This is a genomic window from Nocardioides alpinus (genome assembly GCF_900112035.1).
GTDB lineage: Bacteria > Actinomycetota > Actinomycetes > Propionibacteriales > Nocardioidaceae > Nocardioides > Nocardioides alpinus.
In genome coordinates this window covers 617,324-636,014 of record NZ_FOKC01000001.1, presented here as the reverse complement: position 1 = coordinate 636,014, position 18,691 = coordinate 617,324, and the positions used below count along the sequence as shown (strand labels likewise).

Genomic DNA, 18,691 nt, shown 5'->3' with positions numbered 1-18,691 from the left:
GACCCCGGTCAAGCCGACGGCGCAGGTGTCCGGCCACCGAACATCTCGGGATCGACCGCGATCCACGTGTGCTCGGCCGTGGCGACGACGCGGCCGTCGGCGTCGTACAACGTCGCTGCGGTGAAGGTCTTGCGGCCCTCGGTCCCGCGACCCGCGCCGACCACCACGTGGGGCTCACCGATCACCGGCAGGTCGTCGATGCGCGCCGTCATCCGGCCGAGCACCATGAGCCGTTCGCTGAGGTCGCCGGCCCAGCCGCCGATGCAGTCCAGCGCCGCCCAGGTCGTCGCCACCGATGCACGCGGCAGCTCGTCGCCGTAGGTGTGCCAGTCCTCGTGCAGGCTCGGGTGGGGCGTCCAGGTGGCGGCGACCAGGTCGCCGGACGGCCCCGCCCCGGTGCGGCCGGCGAAGATCCTCAGGCCGTCGCCCGCCTCCCGCGTCGTACCGCAGACGAAGCAGGTCGGGAACGGGTGGAAGTCGAGGCCGGGGTAGGACGACTCGGCGGAGGCGGCGACGTCGGGGGCCACCGGGTCGACCTCCAGGAGCTCGCGCTCGACCCGGTGGGCGGTGGCGATCGTCGCGCCCCCGAAGCCGGCGGTCAGGACGCCGTCCACGGCGGACACGTGCATGGGGGTGTCGAGGGGCGGTGGCTGGCGCAGCGACACCTCGATCGCCGGCCAGGCGGCGCACCTGTCGTCGGGGGAGTCGGCGTCGTCCAGGGCAGCGAGGGCACCGGCCGTCCAGCCGCCGTTGCCCGAGTCCGGAGGGCCGCAGAAGCGCTGCGGCACGATGAGTTCGCTCACCGTCGCCACTGTGCCACGGGTCGGCAGGGCGCGGCAGTTGGCCGATGGGACACAATGACCTGCGTGAGTGACCTGATCGACACCACCGAGATGTACCTCCGCACGATCTACGAGCTCGTGGAGGAGGACATCGTCCCGCTGCGTGCGCGCATCGCCGAGCGGCTCCACCAGTCCGGACCGACCGTCTCGCAGACCGTCGCCCGGATGGAGCGCGACGGCCTGCTGACCGTGCAGGGCGACCGCCACCTCGAGCTCACCGAGGAGGGCCAGCTCCTCGCCACCCGGGTGATGCGCAAGCACCGGCTCGCCGAGCGGCTGCTCACCGACGTCATCGGGCTCGACTGGGAGCTCGTGCACGCCGAGGCCTGCCGCTGGGAGCACGTGATGTCGGAGACCGTCGAGCGGCGGCTGCTCGAGCTGCTCGACCACCCCACGGAGTCGCCGTACGGCAACCCCATCCCCGGGCTCGACGAGCTCGGCGACGTGGGCGGCGAGGACTTCATGGACAACGTCGAGCCGCTGTCCGAGGCCGCGGTCGCCGACGACCAGATGGTCCACGTGAAGCGCATCTCCGAGGAGATGCAGAAGGACGAGGAGCTGATGGGCCTGCTGCGCCGCGTCGGCGCCCTGCCCGGCAAGACCGTCACCATCACCCGCACCGACGAGGGCATCCTCATCGGCTCCGGCGGCGAGACCGCCGAGCTGGTGCTCGAGGCGGCCGAGCACATCTTCGTACGCCGCTGAGCCCTAGCCGGCCAGCTCCGCGAGCCGGGTCAGGAACTCGCTGCACCCGACGTCGAGCGTGTACGACGCCAGCGGGTCGCCCCGCGTCGCGCCACGGTTGACGATGACGATCGGGGTGCCCCCCTGGGCCGCGCGCTTCACGAAGCGCAGACCGCTCATCACCGTCAGCGACGACCCGGCGACCAGCAGCGCGCCGTCGGGCCCGAGCGACTCGACGGCGGCGTAGCAGCGGGCCACCCGGTCGGCCGGGACGTTCTCGCCGAAGAACACCACGTCGGGCTTGATCGGCCCGCCGCACGCACAGGTCGGCACGACGAAGTCGGAGGTGTCGTCGAGGTCGACGTCGCCGTCGGGACGCGACTCCACCCACCCGTGCTGCTCGAGCCAGCCCGGGTTGAGGTCGTCCAGCCGCTGCTCCAGGTCGTCGCGCGAGGAGGTGGTGCGGCAGGACAGGCAGATCACGTCGGCGACCCGGCCGTGCAGCGCCACCAGGTGTCGGGACCCGGCCGCCTCGTGCAGGCCGTCGACGTTCTGGGTGATCAGGAGCACGGGGTCGAGCGCGGCGAGGGCGCGGTGCCCGTCGTTGGGGAGGGCGCGCCCCATCCGCTGCCAGCCCAGGTGCGAGCGCGCCCAGTAGCGCTGCTGCGCCTCCGCGCTGCCGACGAACTCCTGGTAGGTCATGGGTGCGCGCGCCGTGGAGCCCGGACCTCGGTAGTCGGGGATGCCGGAGTCGGTGGAGAGCCCGGCCCCGGTCAGCACGACCAGGGGTCGGGTGGTGAGCAGGTCGAGGGCGGACTCGACCCGGTCGGTGGGTGCCAGGGTCACGTGCCGTACCGCAGCTGCGCGCGGGCGCGCGCCTTGTCGGCCTCGACCTCGCGGTTCTTCGGGGGAGCGGTGGTCACCAGGTCGTCGAGCAGGTGCTCGGTGAGGTGCGCGATCTCCTTGACCGCGGCGTAGAACACCTCCTCGTTGGCCTGCGACGGCTTGGTCGTGCCGGCCACCTTGCGGACGTACTGCAGTGCGGCGGCGGTCACCTCGTCACGCGTGGCCGGCGGCTCGAAGTTGTTCAGCGGTCGGATGTTGCGGCACATGTGTCCCAGATTACGTCGATCGCCAGGGTTTCGACACGGCGCTGGCGCGCCTGCTCAACCAGCGGCAGCGGCGCCCGCTGGTTGAGCAGCGAGCGTGTCGAAACCGAGGACCTCAGGCGGCCTGGGTCTCGACACGGGCTCGCTCCTCGCCCGGCTCAACCGGCGATGTCGAAGAAGGAGACGTCCTCGCCGGTCACCAGCGCCACCTTGCCCGACTGCAGCGGCACGAGGCGTACGTCGGCGACGTCGCTGCCGTGCTCGACCTCGACCATCCGGTTGGTCATGGAGCCGTCGTCGAGCGAGAGGACCGAGACCCACCCGGTGGTGCCGGTCCAGCCCTGGGAGACGACGGTCAGCGCGACCCGCTGCTCGGGCAGCCAGGTGAACTGCCGCGGGTCGACCCCGGCGCCGGCCTGGCTCTCCCTCGGGTAGCGCACCACGTCGATCTGGCGCGGGTCCGTGAGGTCGGTGACGTCGAAGAGCGCCGCCTGCGCACCGCGTGCCATGCCGTCGAGGCTGGCGTCCTGGCCCATCCCGATGAGCCGGTGCTCGCCGAGCGGGTGGAGGTACTCGGAGAAGCCGGGGATCTTGAGCTCGCCGAGGAGCTGCGGGTCGGTCGGGTCGCTGAGGTCGATGGCGTAGAGCGGATCGGTCTGGCGGAAGGTCACCACGATCGCCAGGTCGTCGAACCAGCGGACCGACTTGATCTCCTCGTCGATGCCGAGGTCGTCGACGCGGCCGTCCTCGACCAGGTCGGAGCCGTCCTCGCGCAGGGTGAGCACGGAGTTGAAGTTGCCGGTCTCGCTGCTCGGCCCGACCGCGACCCGCAGCGACCCGTCGACGGAGTCCATCGACCAGCGGTCGGCGATCGTGCCCTCCACGTCCCCGGAGGCGACGTACGTCGCGTCCATCCCGTCGAGGGCGAAGGCGAAGAGCGGGGTGGTGCCGCTGGGTGCGGTCATGCCCGTGCGGCAGTCCATGCAGTCGGTCCAGCCGCCCCACTGGGAGCCGCCGGCCGCCAGGTAGAAGCGGTCGGTCGAGAAGTACGACGTGTCGGAGTCCGTCGCGACCGCGGTGGAGGTCCGCGTGCCCGGGCCGGCGGGGTCGACGGCGAGGACGGTCGTGGTGCCGAGCGCGATCTCGTCGTCGTCGGGGATGGCGACGTCCGTGCAGTCGACGACCGGGTCTCCGTCGACGGTCGGGAGCCAGTCGGCGAGCGTCGTCCCGCGCACCAGCGAGCGGTTGCGCAGCTCGGCGCGGATCTCGCCGAAAGCACCGTCGGGATAGGAGAAGTCCAGCTCGGGCAGGGAGTTCTGCAGCACGACCCGGACCACGTCGCCGTGCAGCCGGACCGCCGACGCACGGGCCTTGATCGTGGTCGTGTCGACGATGCTCGGAGCGGTCGGGTCGGCCAGGTCGACGGTCGTGATCGTCGTCGTGCGGCCGTCGTCCGACGACCCGAGCACGACGGCCCGGCCGTCGACGAGGACCATCTCGCCGCCGGGATCGGCCGTCCAGCCGTTGCTGCGTGCGTCCTCCAGCTGGGTCGAGGACAGCAGGGACGGTACGTCGCCCGAGACGTCGTACGCCAGGAGCTCGCCCTCGCGCAGCCGCAGCAGCAGGGAGCCGGCGACCTTGACGACGTCGGACTCGTCGACCCCGAGCTCCTGGACGTTGGTGCCGGACTCGTTGCTGGTGGTGCGCGAGGTCTTGACGCCCGTGGAGCGCAGGGTGCCGGCGGAGGCTGACGGGGAGCTCGCCTCCGAGTCCCCGCCGGAGGAGCCGAAGGCGACCGCACCGGAGCCCCAGCCGTAGGGCCCGACCTGCTCGATCGCCCGCTCGACGTAGGAGTCGAGCAGGTCGTCGCAGGTGGCCGCGACGGTCAGGTCCGCGTTGGCGAGGGCGATCGGCGGAGACGCCGGGACGGTGCCTGCGCCGGGGTCGTTGCCGAGGACGTAGCCCACGCCGACCGCGGCGGCCAGGCTGGTGACGGCGGCGATGCTGGTGGTGATCCGGCGCACTCTCATGCTCTGTGGGACGGGCTCCGAGCGGCCGCGGTTCCGCGTGGCACGATGGCGCGATGAGCGACGACCGCACCGCCGACCGGCCCTTCGACCTCGTGCTGTTCGGCGCCACCGGATTCACCGGCGGCCTCACCGCGGACTACCTCGCCGCGCACGCGCCGAACGGGCTGCGGTGGGCGATCGCCGGTCGCAACGCCGACAAGCTCGAGGCCGTACGCGAGCGGCTGGGCGGCGATGTGCAGGTGCTGGTGGCCGACGCGACCGACCCCGCGGCCCTCGGCGACGTCGCCCGCCAGACGCGCGTGGTCGTCACCACCATCGGCCCCTACCTGCAGCACGGCGGACCGCTGGTCGCCGCCTGCGCCGAGACCGGCACCGACTACCTCGACCTCACCGGTGAGCCGGAGTTCGTCGACCAGACCTTCCTCGCGCACCACCAGACCGCCCTCCGCACCGGCGCCCGGCTGGTGCACGCCTGCGGCTTCGACTCGATCCCGCACGACCTCGGCGCCTACTTCACCGTCCAGCAGCTCCCGTCGGACCGGCCGATCACCCTGCGTGGCGTGGTCCGCTCGGCCGGCACCTTCTCGGGCGGCACGTTCCACTCCGCCCTCGACCAGTTCGCCCGGGCGCGCGAGATGAAGAAGACGTACGCTGCCCGCCGCCGTGCCGAGGTGCGCCCCGAGGGTCGGTCGTCACGGTCGGTGTCCGGCAAGCCGCACCGCGACCCGGTGCTCGGCTGGTGGCTGCTCCCGCTGCCGATCATCGACCCGATCATCGTCGCGCGCAGCGGCGCCGCGCTGTCGTCGTACGGACCGGAGTTCCGCTACTCCCACTGGGCCGGCACCAAGACGCTGCGCTACGCCGCGGGCGGCGCGGCCGGCGTCGGGCTGCTCACCGTGGCGGCGCAGGTGAAGCCGGTGCGCGACTTCCTGAAGTCCAAGGTGCCGCAGGGCTCGGGACCCGACGCGGCGAAGCGGGAGAAGTCGTGGTTCACCGTCGACTTCGTCGGCGAGGCCGGCGGGCAGACCGTCCACACCCGCGTCTCCGGCGGCGACCCGGGCTACACCGAGACCGCGAAGATGTTGTCGGAGGCCGCGCTGTGCCTGGCCTTCGACGACAACCCCGACACCTCCGGCCAGGTGACGCCGGCCCAGGCGATGGGCGATGCGCTGCTCGCGCGGCTCCAGGCGGCCGGGATCCGGTTCGAGACCGTCTGACTGCCGACCGAACGCGTCAGCGCGATCGCGTCCGGTCCGTCATCGCCAGGCGGAACGCGAAGAACCGCACCAGGCCCGAGCCCAGGTTGGCCGCGATGAGCACGACCAGCTCCTGGCGGCGCGACGGCTCGTCGACGGTGGCACCCAGCACCCACAGGGAGCCGGCCGTGACGGCCAGGCTGAAGGCGAGGAGTGCGAGCCCGAGCACCTGGTGCTGCACCGTCCGTTCGGTGCCGCGGACGCCGAACGTGACGTAGCGGTGCCCGAACGTCCCGGCGATCGTCGACAGGACCAGTGCGAGTGCGTTCGCCGGCTGAGGGGTGAGCTGCTCGCGCAGGACCAGGTAGAGCAGTCCGTAGAGCACGTTGAAGGCCCCGCCCACGCACGCGAAGACGACGAGCTGGAGGAGGATCGCCCGCCACCCCGCGCCGGACGTGGTGCCACGCGCCGTCTGGAGGAGGCGGGTGGTCGGCATGGCACGGTCATTGTGTCACCACGGCGATGCCCCAGGCGCTGCTGCCCGAGCCGGACGGGCACGCAGGTGGCTCGTGGTGTGGTGCCCCAGGCAAGAGTCGAACTTGCGACCTTTCGCTTAGGAGGCGGCTGCTCTATCCACTGAGCTACTGGGGCGGCGGGAGAATCCTGCCACGACGTCGTACGCCGACGCGCACCCGCGGGCGGTCCTGGCGCCGGTCGGCTGGTGTCGCGGAGCGCGAATTGTTGCTCGGGTCGAGTAAGTTCAGTCCCGGTCAGTCAGTCCGCCCTGTCGAAGGTGAGCCCCGTGTCGGATGAGTCACGTCCGGAAGCGGGCGTCGGCGCGCCCAAGCGCAAGGGCAAGGCGGCGCGCAAGCACACCGTCGGACGGGTCATCCTGATCAGTGCCGTGGTGCTCGCGCTGGTCACCGGCCTCGGCACGATCTACTTCATCCGCCACCTCAACGGCAACATCGACGGCATCTCGACCGAGGTGCTCGGTGAGGACCGCCCGGAGAAGGTCTACACCGGCAACGGCGAGGCACTCAACATCCTGGTGATGGGCGACGACACCCGCTCCGGCGAGGGCAACGCCATCGACGCCGAGTCCGGCGGCGGCGGGTCCGACACCACCATCCTCGTTCACCTCTCCGCCGACCGCTCCCGGGCGTACGCCGTCTCCGTCCCGCGCGACTCGATCGTCAACCGTCCCGAGGACGGGTGCGACTCGCCCGCGGTGACCGAGGTGATGTGGAACCAGGCCTACACCGTCGGGGGTCCGGTCTGCACCATGGCGCAGCTCGAGGAGAACGCCGACGTCTTCGTCGACCACTTCGTGGTCGTGGACTTCAACGGCTTCGGCGACATGGTCGACGCCGTGGGGGGCGTGCCGGTGTGCGTGCCCGAGGACATCAAGGACCCGGCCCACGCGATCTTCGTGCCGAAGGGCGACCCGTCGCTGCTCACCGGCGACGAGGCCCTCGACTACGTGCGGGCGCGCTACGTCGGCGAGAGGATCCAGCAGAACGACATCTCGCGGATCCGTCGCCAGCAGGAGTTCATCGGCGCGCTCGTGCGCGAGGTCAAGTCGGCGGGCACCCTCACCCGCCTCGACAAGGTCGTCAACTTCCTCGACGCCGCCACCAAGTCCCTGACGACCGACGACGAGCTCAGCTCGGTGACGCGCATCGGCAAGATCGCGCTCCAGCTCCAGAACGTCGGCCTCGACAAGATCCAGTTCGTGACGCTGCCGACCGACTACTTCCCGTCGGACTCCGAGTTCCGCGGCAAGGTCTTCTGGACGCCGGAGGCTGCGGAGATCTGGGAGCTGATCAAGAACGACGAGGTGATCCCGCCGAGGCTGCTGAAGGGCAACGCCACCAGCGCCGAGGCGCCGGCCAGCTCGACCGCGACCGCTTCGCCGACCACGCCCCCCGACAGCGAGTCGCCCTCGGAGACCCCCAGCGAGACCCCCAGCGAGACCCCGAGCGAGACTCCGTCGGAGACGGCGTCACCCAGCGAGACGCCCTCCGAGACGCCCAGCGCCCCGGCCACGACGGACCCGGAGGACCGGATCTTCGGAGTCTGCGCATGAGCACAGACGAGCCGACTCCCGAGCCCGACTGGAAGCGCCGCCGGCGCCTCGCCGCGGCCTTCGGTGACGGCGTACCGGAGCAGACGAGCGACGACACCGATGCCCGCGAGGACCGCGCCGGCAAGGGCGACGACTGGTATCGCGACCAGGTGCCCCCGCACCACGGGTGACCCCCACCCCCGGACGACCGACGGCAGAGCGGAACGGGTGGCTTAGACAGCGCCGCCGCGCGCCTTGATGGCGTCGCGGATCTCCTCGAGGAGGGCGATGTCGGCGGGGGTGCCGGCCTCGTCCGCGGGGAAGAAGCGCTCCTTGGCCTTGGTGTAGGGCATCACGATGAAGAAGTAGACGACCGCGCCCATGATCAGGAACGAGATCACCGCGTTGAGGAACGCGCCGAAGCTCTGCTCGGCCGTGGAGAAGTAGTCGGAGGTGGAGTCCGGCATCAGTCCGGTCAGCCACGCGGTGAAGGTGGTGACCACCGAGGCGAACGCGAGCGCCATGATCAGACCGGTCGCGATCTCGATCAGGTTGCCCTTGAGGATGAAGTTCTTGAATCCACTCATGTCTGCCTCCTAGGAGCCCGAGACCGGGCCGCGAGCGAGCTGGTGGGCCAACCCTAGCGTTCCCACGACACCGTCAGGAACTGCGCCAACGCCGCGGACGAGATGGCGATGGCCTCCTCGGCGGATGCGCCGATCACCACCAGGGCGCCACCCGACCCGCCTGCAGGGCCGTCGGGCGCGCCGGTGGGCGTGGCGAGGACGGTGACGTCACGCGCCACCACGACCGAGGTGCCGGTGCCCGGATCCGTGGCGACGAGGTCGACCTCGTCACCCGGCCGGAGCAGCGTCGCCATGCCCGCGTCGGGGAGCCGGACCGGGACGACCGTCTCTCCGGGCTGCGCCATCGCGAGCGCCGGCCCCACCACCCGTACGTCGGTCAGCACCTCGCCCCGACCGATCGGTGCTGCCAGGACCCGGCCGGCAGCGGCGCTCGCGGCACCGGCCGGGGCGAGGTCGGCCGGGAAGGCCCGTACGACGAGGTCGTCGTCGTCGAGCAGGGTGCCCGAGGGCAGGTCACGCGTGGCGACCAGCACGTCGACCGTGTCGGGCGGCGGGGGCGCGAGGGTGCGCAGCGCGCTCACCACGGCGGCGGCCGCCAGCGCGGCGGCGATCAGCCGACGTCGGCGCCGCAGCTGGTGGCGTACGGCGCGCAGCCGACGCCGGGTCGGTGGGAGTCCCGGGAACATGGTCCGACGCTAGGTCGGATCGGCCGCGCTCCGCTGGGGCCATCCACAGGGGGTTTCGAGGCTCGCTGCGCTCGCACCTCGACCACCGAGGGCGACGAGCGGCAGGAGAGTGTCAGTCGGACGACGAGGACTTCGACGAGCTCGACCCGGACGAGCCGGAGGTGCTCGTGGAGCTCGACGACGAGTCCGACGACTTCGTGGTGGACGACGAGTCCGACGACTTCGCCGAGTCGGAGGACGCCGCGGCCGGCACCGACGACGTCGAGGTCGAGCGGCTGTCGTTGCGGTAGAAGCCCGAGCCCTTGAAGACCACGCCGACGGCGTTAAAGAGCTTGCGCAGCTTGCCCGAGCACTCGGGGCAGACGGTGAGCGTGTCCTCGCTGAAGCTCTGGAACTGCTCGAAGGAGTGGCCGCACTCGGTGCAGGCGTACTGATAGGTGGGCATGTGGCAATCCTCTGGTGGAACGGGGCCTCGGTGGTGCTGCAACGGCGATCGGCGGGGGCCGGCGCGACGCGCTGGCACTCACGTCCTTCGACTGCCAATGGTACGGCACAATGGGGAGCGCGATGAGCGACCCTTCCCCCACCCCCGCGTCCGAGACCGCCGCAGTGCCCACGACCACCCGGTGGCAGGCCTTCAAGCGTGCCCCGCGTGCGGTGCGCTGGACGGCGTGGACCGCGCTGGGCCTCGTGGTGGTGCTGCTGCTCCTGGCGGCCGGCGTCGTGGGTGTCGTACGCCGTCCGCTGCCGCAGACCAACGGCGAGGTCGAGGTGCCGGGCCTGGCCGCGACGGTCGAGGTGATCCGCGACGACCAGGACATCCCGCAGGTCTACGCCGACACCGACGCGGACCTGATGTTCGCCCAGGGATTCGTGCACGCGCAGGAGCGTTTCTTCGAGATGGACTTCCGGCGGCACGTGACCGCGGGACGGCTCTCCGAGATGTTCGGCGAGGACACCCTCGAGACCGACAAGTTCATCCGCACGATGGACTGGCGCGGGGTCGCGGAGGAGGAGTGGGCGCTGCTCGAGCCGGCGACGCGCGAGGCACTGACGTCGTACGCAGAGGGCGTCAACGCCTACCTCGCGGACCGCTCGCCGTCCGAGCTGGCGGTGGAGTACTCCGTCCTCGGGCTGACCGGGCTCGACTACACCCCCGAGGAGTGGGAGCCCGTCGACTCGCTGGCCTGGCTCAAGGCGATGGCGTGGGACCTCCGCGGCAACATGGACGCCGAGGTCGACCGGGTGCTGCTGTCGCTGGACCACAGCGCCGAGGAGATCGCCGCGCTGTGGCCGGAGTACGACGCGACCGCGCACCCGCCGATCGTCTCCGGCGGCGGTGTCGTCGACGGCGTCTTCGAGCAGAACGCGACGGCCAACGGCACCCGCAACCCCCGCCGTCCGGCGTACGCGCAGGGCGTCGTCGCGGCCCTCGAGCGCGTGCAGGACCGCATCGATGCGATGCCCGAGCTCCTCGGCACGGGCCGCGGCATCGGCAGCAACTCGTGGGTCGTCGACGGCGAGCACAGCGCCACCGGTGAGCCGCTGCTCGCCAACGACCCGCACCTCGGCGTCAGCCAGCCGGGCATCTGGATGCAGATGGGCCTGCACTGCCGTGAGATGAGCGCCGACTGCACGCTCGACACGTCGGGCTTCACCTTCTCCGGCGTGCCCGGCGTGATCATCGGCCACAACGCCGACATCGCGTGGGGCTTCACCAACCTCGGCCCCGACGTCACCGACCTCTACCTCGAGCAGACCGAGGGCGATGACCGCTACGTCCGCGACGGCGAGTCCGAGGCGATGGAGGTCCGCACCGAGACGATCAAGGTGCTCGGCGCCGCCGACGTCGAGCTGCGGGTCCGCGAGACCACGCACGGCCCGCTGATCAGCGACGTCTCGTCGGAGTTCGCGACGGTCGGCGCCAACGCCCCGACCGACGAGCCCGGCGACCGCGGCAGCGGCTACGCCGTCGCGCTGGCGTGGACCGCCCTCGACCCCGCTCCCACCGCCGACGCGATCCTCGGGCTCAACCGCGCCTCCGACTGGGACGAGTTCCGCGAGGCGGCCTCCGCGTTCGCGGCGCCGGCGCAGAACATGGTGTACGCCGACCGCGAGGGCCACATCGGCTACCAGGCGCCCGGTCGTATCCCGATCCGTCGCGGCGGCAACGACGGCACCATGCCCGTCGAGGGCTGGATCAGCGCCAACGACTGGACCGGCGACTACATCCCGTTCGACGGACTGCCCAGCGTGCTGGACCCGGAGGAGGGCTTCATCGTCACCGCCAACCAGGCGGTCATCGGCGAGGACTACCCCTACCTCCTGACCAAGGACTGGGACTACGGCTACCGCTCGACGCGGATCCGGGAGGCGCTCGAGGCCGAGGGCGAGCTGTCGGTGGCCGAGATGGCGGACCTCCAGCTCGACAGCACCAACCCGATGGCCGAGACGCTGGTGCCCTACCTCCTCGACCTCGACGTGCCGGGTGGCTACTACCGCAACGCCCAGAACCTGCTGCGCGACTGGGACTTCACCCAGCCGGCTGACAGCGCTCCGGCGGCCTACTACAACGTCGTGTGGCGCAACCTCCTCGAGCTCACCTTCCACGACGACCTGCGCCAGCGGACCTGGCCCGACGGCGGCGACCGGTGGTTCCGGGTGGTCAGCGCGATGCTGCCCGAGCCGGCCGGGCCGTGGTGGGACGATGCGGAGACCGACGAGGTCGAGACCCGTGACGACATCCTGCGGCAGGCGATGCTGGCGGCGCGCGACGAGCTCACCCGCCGGCAGGCGCGCGACGCCACGCTCTGGTCCTGGGGGCGCCTGCACCGGATGAACCTCCACAACGCCACCCTCGGCGAGTCCGGTGTCGGGCCGATCGAGCGGCTCGTCAACCGCGACGGCTGGCAGGTCGGCGGCGGCGGGTCGCTCGTCGACGCGACCAGCTGGGACGCCGTCGAGGGCTACGAGGTCACCGCCGCGCCGTCCATGCGGATGGTCGTCTCGCTCGCCGACTGGGACGACTCGCGGTGGATCAACCTCACCGGCGTCTCCGGGCACCCGGCCTCGTCGCACTACTCCGACCAGACCGAGCTCTACGTCGCCGGCGAGACCCTGCCCTGGGTGTTCGGCCGGGAGGCCGTCGAGGCCGCGGCGGACGACACGCTCGTACTGGTGCCGGCCACTGGGTGAGCGGGCCGCCACCTGATCGCCGCTGGTTGGGCGCCGCTGGTTGAGCAGGGCCGCCGCATGATCGCCGCTGGTTGAGCAGGGCCGCCAGGCCCGTGTCGAAACCGAGGCTCCCTTGGTCTCGACACGCTCGCTGCGCTCGCTGCTCAACCAGCGGGAGGGCGCACGGTCCTCAACCAGCGGTGGTGGTGAGCGCGACGACCCCGCCCGCCGTCATGGCGAAGCCCACCCGTACGTCGTGGGGGTCGGTGGGCACCGCGAGCCCCACCTCGTCGTCGTAGAGCACCACAGCCACGGGGGTGCCGGGAGTGACCCGGGGCAGCGCGCGGTCGTAGCAGCCCCCGCCCTGGCCGAGCCGGTCACCGGTCGACGACACGGCGACGCCGGGCACGAGGACGAGGTCGGCCTGGCCGACGGCGTCCACGCCGAGGCGCTCCCCGGTCGGCTCGAGGAGCCCGCGGACCGCGGGCGCGAGGCTGTCCCGGCCGGCGTAGACGGCCCAGTCGAGGTCGAGACCCGGGAGCACCACCGGCAGCAGGACCCGCTTGCCGGCGGCCACCAGCGCATCGAGCAGGAGCCCGGTGCCGGGCTCGCTGCCGACCGAGACGTACGCCGCGACCGTGGCGGCGTCGCGGACCGGTGCCCAGGCCAGCGCTACCCGCGAGATCGACGCCGCGACGTCCGCCGCAGCGTCGAGCGGGCGGTGCTTGCGGCCCGCCAGGACCTGGTCGCGCAGGGCGGACTTGGCTGCCGTGCTGTCTGCCGAGTGTCGTGGGGCCACCTCAGCAGCCTACGATCGAAGCATGGCAAGCAAGGGCAGCGCGCACGGCCTCGACCTCGCACGCACGAAGATGCGGCAGGCGGGCGTCGACGAGGTCGCGATCGACACGTTCGCGCACTACTACCGGCTCCTCGAGCACGGCGAGACCGGCATGATCGCCGAGAACACGATCGAGCCGCTCGACATGGAGGCGCTCGCCGACGTCGACGTGTCCGCCGACGTCGCCACGGAGGCGATCCGCAAGACCGCCGTCATCAAGCTCAACGGCGGGCTCGGCACCTCGATGGGCATGGAGCGGGCGAAGTCGCTGCTCTGCGTGCGCCGCGGGCTGAGCTTCCTCGACATCATCGCCCGCCAGGTGCTGCACCTCCGCAAGGAGTACGACGCGACGCTGCCGCTGCTGTTCATGAACTCCTTCCGCACGTCTGCCGACACGATGGCGGCGCTGGCGCGCTACGACGACCTCCCGGTCGACGGCCTGCCGCTGGAGTTCCTGCAGAACAAGGAGCCCAAGCTCCTCGCCGCCAACCTCCTCCCGGCCGCCTATCCCAAGGCGCCGGACCTCGAGTGGTGTCCGCCCGGGCACGGTGACATCTACACCGCGCTCCGCGGCACCGGCCTGCTCGCGCAGCTCCTCGACGCCGGCTACCGCTACGTCTTCGTCTCCAACTCCGACAACCTCGGTGCCGTCCCCGACGCGCGCGTGGCGGGCTGGTTCGCCCAGACCGGTGCGCCGTTCGCGATCGAGGCGGTGCTGCGGACGGCGTCGGACCGCAAGGGCGGCCACTTCGCCCGCCGCAAGGCCGACGGCCGCATCGTGCTGCGCGAGTCGGCGCAGACCCTCGACGCCGACAAGGACGCGCTGGCCGACCTCAGCCGTCACCAGTTCTGCTCGACCAACAACCTCTGGTTCGACCTGCAGGCGATGGTCGAGGCCCTCGACGCCCGCGGCGGCATCCTCGGCCTCCCGCTGATCCGCAACGTCAAGCACCTCGACCCCGCCGACAAGTCGACCCCTGAGGTCATCCAGATCGAGACCGCGATGGGCGCCGCGATCGAGGTGTTCGAGGGGGCGCGGACCATCGAGGTGGGCCGCGAGCGCTTCGTCCCGGTGAAGACCACCGACGACCTGCTGGTGCTGCGCTCCGACGTCTACGACCTGGGCAAGGACTTCGTGCTCGACCGCGCGGGCGACGACGTGCCCTACGTGTCCCTCGACGGCGAGTTCTACAAGCTCGTCGGCGACTTCGACAAGCGCTTCCCCGACGGCGCTCCGTCGCTGCGCGAGGCCGAGTCGTTCACCGTCGCCGGCGACTGGACCTTCGGCCGCGGCGTACGCGTCGTGGGCGACGTCGCGCTCGCCTCGTCGGCCGCCCAGCGGGTCGAGGGCGGCGCCGTCCTCAGCGAGCAGGACCAGGATGGCTGACCTGCTCCCGGTCGAGGACTACGTCGAGCGCATCCTCGCCACCGTCTCGCCCCTGCGCGCCTTCCAGCAGCCACTGATGGAGGCCCTCGGCCTCGCGCTGGCCGAGGACGTCGTGGCCCCGATCTCGCTGCCGAGCTTCGACAACTCCGCGATGGACGGCTACGCCGTGGTCGCGGAGGACGTGGCCGACGCGACCGAGGAGGCACCCGTCGTGCTGCCGGTCGTCGGTGAGATCGGCGCCGGCCAGTCCTCGATCCTGGCCATCTCGCCGGGCACCGCTGTCAAGATCATGACCGGGGCGCCGGTCCCGGCGGGAGCGACCACCGTGGTCCCCTACGAGTGGACCGACCGCGGCGTCGCGCAGGTGCGCATCAGCCGCGCCGCGAAGCCCGGCCAGCACATCCGCCCGCTCGGCGACGACATCTCCGAGGGCGACATGCTGCTCGAGGAGGGCACCGTCCTCGGGCCGCGCCACCTCGGCATGCTCGCCGCGGTCGGCCGCGCGACCGTACGCACCCGTCCGCGGCCGCGCGTCGTCGTGATCTCGACGGGCTCCGAGCTCCGCGAGCCCGGTACGACGCTGGGGCACGACTCGATCTACGACGGCAACTCCTACCTCCTCGCCGCCGCCGCCCGCGCCGCCGGGGCGATCGCCTACCGCGTCGGCATCGTCCCCGACGAGTCGCACGCCTTCACGGAGGCGCTCAGCGACCAGCTGGTCCGCGCCGACCTCGTCGTGACGAGCGGGGGAGTGAGCGAGGGCGACTTCGACGTCGTCAAGGAGTCGCTGTCGGACCACGGCTCGATGTGGTTCGGCGGCGTCGGGATGCAGCCCGGCAAGCCGCAGGGCTTCGGGACGATCGGCGAGGACGACACCCCGGTCTTCACGCTCCCAGGCAACCCGGTCTCCTCCTACGTCTCGTTCGAGATGTTCGTCCTCCCCGCGATCCGCCGGATGATGGGCAAGCTGCCCTACGTGAGGCCCACCTCCCGCGCCCGCCTGACGCACGGGCTGTCCTCGCCGGCGGGCAAGGTGCAGCTGGTGCGCGGCCTCTACGACTCCGACGGCGGCGGCACCTTCGTCTCCCCGGTCGGCGGCCACGGCTCCCACCTGATCGGCGACCTGGCCGCCGCCAACTGCCTGATCGAGGTCGCTGCCGACGTCACCGGGATCGCGGCCGGCGAGATGGTCGCGATCCGCAAGCTCGACGAGGAGTTCTGATGGCCGAGCGGCTCACGCACGTCGACGAGACCGGCGCCGCCCGGATGGTCGACGTGGGCGACAAGGCGGTCACCGCTCGTACGGCGTCCGCGACCGGCCGCGTGCTGGTGAGCCGCACCGTCGTCGACCTGCTCCGCGGCAACGGCGTGCCGAAGGGCGACGCGCTCGCGGTGGCCCGGATCGCCGGGATCATGGGCGCCAAGCAGACCCCGGCACTCATCCCGCTCTGCCACCCGCTGGCGATCTCCGGCGTCACCGTCGACCTCGCCGTCACCGACGAGTCGGTCGACATCACCGCGACCGTCCGCACCACCGACCGCACCGGCGTCGAGATGGAGGCGCTGACGGCCGTCTCGGTCGCCGCGCTCACCGTCGTCGACATGGTCAAGGCCGTCGACAAGGCCGCGGTCATCACCGACATCAGGGTCGAGACGAAGACCGGTGGTCGGTCGGGCGACTGGGAGCGGACGCGATGAGCCTGCGTGCCGGCGTCGTCGTCGCGTCCAACCGCGCTGCGGCCGGGGTGTACGCCGACGAGACCGGTCCGCTGATCGTGGACTGGCTGCGCGACCAGGGCTTCGAGTGCGACGACCCGGCGGTCGTGCCCGACGGCGACCCCGTCCGCGCGGCGATCTCCGCCGCGGTCGAGGCCGGCGCCCGCGTCGTGCTCACGACCGGCGGCACCGGGCTCACCCCGACCGACCGGACTCCCGAGGCCACGGCGCCGCTGCTCGACCGCGAGGTCCCCGGCATCGCCGAGGCGATCCGCGCCGCCGGCGTCGAGAAGGGCATCCCGACAGCGATGCTCTCCCGCGGCCTCGCCGGGATCGTTGGCACCTGCCTCGTCATCAACCTCCCCGGGTCGCGCGGGGGAGTCAAGGACGGGCTCGGCGTCCTCGAGCCCGTGCTCCGCCACGCGGTCGAGCAGGTCGTCGGGAGCGACCACTGAACGCCCCCGGCTGGCCCGCCCGCCTCGAGTCGGAGGGCGTGGTGGTCCGGTCGCTGCGCAAGTCCGACGCCGACCAGTGGCAGTCGGTCCGTGCCCGCAACCAGGACTGGTTGCGCCCGTGGGACGCGACGGTCCCGCCGGGGGCCGCGCCGCGCCCGTCGTCCTACAAGATGGTCGTACGCTCCCTCCTGCACCAGGCCCGGCAGGGCCTGTGCCTGCCGTTCGTGGTGGAGGTCGAGGGGCGCTTCGTCGGTCAGGTCACCGTCAGCAACGTGGCCCGCGGGTCCGCCCAGTGGGCGTCGATCGGCTACTGGGTGGCCGCCGAGGCAGCCGGTCGGGGCGTGGCCCCGCGGGCGGTCGCGATGGTGATCGACCACTGCTTCGGACAGGTCGGGCTGCACCGCGTCGAGATCTGCGTGCGCCCGGAGAACACCAACTCGCTCCGCGTGGTGGAGAAGCTCGGCCTCGAGCAGGTCGGCTACGCGCCCCGCTTCCTGCACATCGACGGGGCCTGGCGCGACCACCGGATCTTCGCGGTGACCGTCGAGGAGTGCCCGGAGGGCATCACGACGCGGCTGCAAACTCACCAGTCACACCAGTAGTCCTGCGACACACCACGTGACATCCGCCCCGCTCAGGCTCCGCGCTCCTACGCTCAGCCCGTGGACCTGAGCGCTCTCATCTTTGTCGCCCTTGCCGTGGCGTGGGCCGTCTACCTGATCCCCAAGGCCCTCAAGCACCACGACGAGGTGGTCCGGAGCCGATCGGTCGAGAAGTTCTCGCACACGATGCGCGTCCTGGCCCGTCGTGAGCCCGTCGACCGGCGCAACGCACGCCTGGTCGTGTCGCCGATCCGCGCGGCCCTGCGGCCGCCGGTCGAGACCAAGCCGCACGCCACTCCCGAGGCCGTCGCTGCCGCGGTCCGCGAGCCGGCGCCCCAGGTCGCACTCCCGACGATGAACCACCGCGCGTCGGCCCGCCGCGCCGCGAAGCGCCGCCGCAACGTGCTCGGGCTCATCGCCCTCGCCAACGCCGTCGTCATCGGTCTCGCCGCCGGTTCCGTGATCACCTGGCCGTGGGTCGCCGCGCCGGCCGGTCTGCTCGTCGCCTGGCTGGTGGCCTGCCGCGTCTCCGTCCGCGCCGAGCGTCGCCAGCGCGCCGCCCGGTCGGCCATCGAGATCGGCTTCCCGCCCCTGGTCGAGGAGGAGTACGACGAGTCGGACCTGACCGGTGAGATGCCGCTGACCCCGCCGCTGCCGCGCACCCCGACCGCGCCCAGCCCGGTGGCCCCCAGCCCCGCCGAGTCGTCCCCGGCCGGCGAGTCCCCGGCCGTCGTGACCGGCGAGATCGCCGTCGTCGGCGGGTGGGACATGGTGCCCACCACGCTGCCGACCTACGTCAACAAGCCCGCCGCCCAGCGTCGTACGGTCTCCACCATCGACCTCGACTCCACCGGCGTGTGGTCCAGCGGCCACAACGACGAGGACTCCGCCCTCGCCCGCTCCGCCGAGAAGTCCGCCAGGGCAGCTCGCGAGGCCGACGAGTCGCGCCGCGCCAGCGGAGCCTGAGCCGCCTCCACCTCCCCTCGGACCGGGACCCGGGTCGATTCGATCCGGCCGGTGCTCCTCGTGTATCTTGGCGTCGCGCCGAGAGGCGCGTGGGGGTGTGGCGCAGCTGGTAGCGCGTCTCGTTCGCATCGAGAAGGCCAGGGGTTCGAGTCCCCTCACCTCCACCACCAGAACGGGCCCGGATCCTTGATCCGGGCCCGTTCTGCGTCTGCCCATGGCGGGACGGCCCGCGGGACTCGATGAGCGGTCTGTTCACAGGTGAGAACAGAAATTACGTGGACGAACCTAGACAGCCACATGGCGCGTGTGAAACGGTTCAATCCGATGTGACCGGCATCACGCCGGCACCCG

20 protein-coding genes and 2 tRNA genes are annotated in these 18,691 nt (G+C 71.9%); 12 read left to right on the top strand and 10 right to left on the bottom strand.

Features of this window, described 5'->3' with window-relative positions; translation table 11 throughout:
- Positions 1 to 8: 8 nt before the first annotated feature.
- On the bottom strand, positions 9 to 803 hold the full coding sequence (locus tag BM127_RS03065) for a hotdog family protein (RefSeq protein WP_198554478.1): 795 nt from the start codon (positions 801 to 803) through the stop codon (positions 9 to 11).
- A gap of 63 nt (positions 804 to 866) precedes the next feature.
- Here BM127_RS03065 and BM127_RS03060 point away from each other — a divergent pair, with 63 nt between their 5' ends.
- Positions 867 to 1,547, top strand: coding sequence for an iron-dependent transcriptional repressor DtxR (locus BM127_RS03060; RefSeq protein ID WP_091195405.1), 681 nt, complete (start codon positions 867 to 869; stop codon positions 1,545 to 1,547).
- Positions 1,548 to 1,550: 3 nt separating this feature from the next.
- On the opposite strand, the gene BM127_RS03055 is transcribed toward BM127_RS03060, so the two are convergent.
- The 3 genes from BM127_RS03055 to BM127_RS03045 form a co-directional block, all read right to left on the bottom strand.
- On the bottom strand, positions 1,551 to 2,372 hold the full coding sequence (locus tag BM127_RS03055) for a Sir2 family NAD-dependent protein deacetylase (protein ID WP_091194063.1): 822 nt from the start codon (positions 2,370 to 2,372) through the stop codon (positions 1,551 to 1,553).
- On the bottom strand, positions 2,369 to 2,638 hold the full coding sequence (locus tag BM127_RS03050) for a DUF2277 domain-containing protein (protein ID WP_091194062.1): 270 nt from the start codon (positions 2,636 to 2,638) through the stop codon (positions 2,369 to 2,371). The genes BM127_RS03055 and BM127_RS03050 overlap by 4 nt, the downstream gene beginning before the upstream one ends.
- A 155-nt stretch (positions 2,639 to 2,793) precedes the next feature.
- Positions 2,794 to 4,659, bottom strand: a complete 1,866-nt coding sequence (locus BM127_RS03045; protein WP_157829657.1) for a beta-propeller domain-containing protein — start codon at positions 4,657 to 4,659, stop codon at positions 2,794 to 2,796.
- A gap of 59 nt (positions 4,660 to 4,718) precedes the next feature.
- Between BM127_RS03045 and BM127_RS03040 the strand changes: the two genes are divergently transcribed.
- A complete protein-coding gene (locus tag BM127_RS03040; RefSeq protein ID WP_091194058.1) occupies positions 4,719 to 5,882 on the top strand; it encodes a saccharopine dehydrogenase family protein in 1,164 nt (387 codons plus the stop codon).
- 16 nt (positions 5,883 to 5,898) lie between these two features.
- Here the strand turns inward: BM127_RS03040 and BM127_RS03035 are convergent, their stop codons facing one another.
- Both BM127_RS03035 and BM127_RS03030 read right to left on the bottom strand, forming a co-directional pair.
- The gene (locus BM127_RS03035) at positions 5,899 to 6,357 is read right to left on the bottom strand and encodes a GtrA family protein (protein WP_091194057.1); all 459 of its coding nucleotides are present in this window, start codon (positions 6,355 to 6,357) and stop codon (positions 5,899 to 5,901) included.
- A gap of 79 nt (positions 6,358 to 6,436) precedes the next feature.
- Positions 6,437 to 6,512 (bottom strand) — tRNA-Arg (locus BM127_RS03030).
- Between the two features lie 151 nt (positions 6,513 to 6,663).
- Here BM127_RS03030 and BM127_RS03025 point away from each other — a divergent pair.
- The gene (locus BM127_RS03025) at positions 6,664 to 7,950 is read left to right on the top strand and encodes an LCP family glycopolymer transferase (protein WP_091194055.1); all 1,287 of its coding nucleotides are present in this window, start codon (positions 6,664 to 6,666) and stop codon (positions 7,948 to 7,950) included.
- Positions 7,947 to 8,120 (top strand): hypothetical protein, encoded by a 174-nt coding sequence (locus BM127_RS22090; RefSeq protein ID WP_175507309.1) that lies wholly within the window; start codon positions 7,947 to 7,949, stop codon positions 8,118 to 8,120. The genes BM127_RS03025 and BM127_RS22090 overlap by 4 nt, the downstream gene beginning before the upstream one ends.
- Positions 8,121 to 8,162: 42 nt before the next feature.
- Here BM127_RS22090 and BM127_RS03020 read toward each other — a convergent pair whose 3' ends face one another.
- The 3 genes from BM127_RS03020 to BM127_RS03010 form a co-directional block, all read right to left on the bottom strand.
- Positions 8,163 to 8,516, bottom strand: coding sequence for an MscL family protein (locus BM127_RS03020; protein ID WP_091194053.1), 354 nt, complete (start codon positions 8,514 to 8,516; stop codon positions 8,163 to 8,165).
- Positions 8,517 to 8,569: 53 nt separating this feature from the next.
- Positions 8,570 to 9,202 carry an SAF domain-containing protein gene (locus BM127_RS03015; protein ID WP_091194051.1) on the bottom strand — a complete coding sequence of 211 codons (633 nt, stop codon included), beginning with the start codon at positions 9,200 to 9,202 and terminating at the stop codon, positions 8,570 to 8,572.
- A 112-nt stretch (positions 9,203 to 9,314) separates the two neighbouring features.
- Positions 9,315 to 9,647 carry an FmdB family zinc ribbon protein gene (locus tag BM127_RS03010; RefSeq protein WP_091194049.1) on the bottom strand — a complete coding sequence of 111 codons (333 nt, stop codon included), beginning with the start codon at positions 9,645 to 9,647 and terminating at the stop codon, positions 9,315 to 9,317.
- A gap of 122 nt (positions 9,648 to 9,769) precedes the next feature.
- Between BM127_RS03010 and BM127_RS03005 the strand changes: the two genes are divergently transcribed.
- Entirely contained in the window at positions 9,770 to 12,397 is a 2,628-nt protein-coding gene (locus tag BM127_RS03005; protein ID WP_091194047.1) for a penicillin acylase family protein, read from the top strand.
- A 169-nt stretch (positions 12,398 to 12,566) separates the two neighbouring features.
- Here the strand turns inward: BM127_RS03005 and BM127_RS03000 are convergent, their stop codons facing one another.
- A complete protein-coding gene (locus tag BM127_RS03000; protein WP_091194045.1) occupies positions 12,567 to 13,175 on the bottom strand; it encodes a 5-formyltetrahydrofolate cyclo-ligase in 609 nt (202 codons plus the stop codon).
- Positions 13,176 to 13,197: 22 nt separating this feature from the next.
- On the opposite strand from BM127_RS03000, the gene BM127_RS02995 reads away from it, so the two are divergent.
- From BM127_RS02995 to BM127_RS02965, 7 genes are all read left to right on the top strand, one after another.
- Complete coding sequence (locus BM127_RS02995) at positions 13,198 to 14,601, top strand: UTP--glucose-1-phosphate uridylyltransferase (RefSeq protein ID WP_091194043.1); 1,404 nt, start codon at positions 13,198 to 13,200, stop codon at positions 14,599 to 14,601.
- The gene (glp, locus tag BM127_RS02990; protein ID WP_091194040.1) at positions 14,594 to 15,823 is read left to right on the top strand and encodes a molybdotransferase-like divisome protein Glp; all 1,230 of its coding nucleotides are present in this window, start codon (positions 14,594 to 14,596) and stop codon (positions 15,821 to 15,823) included. The genes BM127_RS02995 and glp overlap by 8 nt, the downstream gene beginning before the upstream one ends.
- A complete protein-coding gene (gene moaC, locus BM127_RS02985) occupies positions 15,823 to 16,299 on the top strand; it encodes a cyclic pyranopterin monophosphate synthase MoaC (protein WP_091194038.1) in 477 nt (158 codons plus the stop codon). The genes glp and moaC overlap by 1 nt, the downstream gene beginning before the upstream one ends.
- Positions 16,296 to 16,772 (top strand): MogA/MoaB family molybdenum cofactor biosynthesis protein, encoded by a 477-nt coding sequence (locus BM127_RS02980; RefSeq protein WP_091194036.1) that lies wholly within the window; start codon positions 16,296 to 16,298, stop codon positions 16,770 to 16,772. The genes moaC and BM127_RS02980 overlap by 4 nt, the downstream gene beginning before the upstream one ends.
- A gap of 38 nt (positions 16,773 to 16,810) precedes the next feature.
- Positions 16,811 to 17,374 (top strand): GNAT family N-acetyltransferase, encoded by a 564-nt coding sequence (locus tag BM127_RS02975; RefSeq protein ID WP_231263103.1) that lies wholly within the window; start codon positions 16,811 to 16,813, stop codon positions 17,372 to 17,374.
- A gap of 60 nt (positions 17,375 to 17,434) precedes the next feature.
- Entirely contained in the window at positions 17,435 to 18,340 is a 906-nt protein-coding gene (gene sepX / locus BM127_RS02970; RefSeq protein ID WP_139227594.1) for a divisome protein SepX/GlpR, read from the top strand.
- 91 nt (positions 18,341 to 18,431) lie between these two features.
- Positions 18,432 to 18,507, top strand: a tRNA-Ala gene (locus tag BM127_RS02965).
- Positions 18,508 to 18,691: the final 184 nt, after the last annotated feature.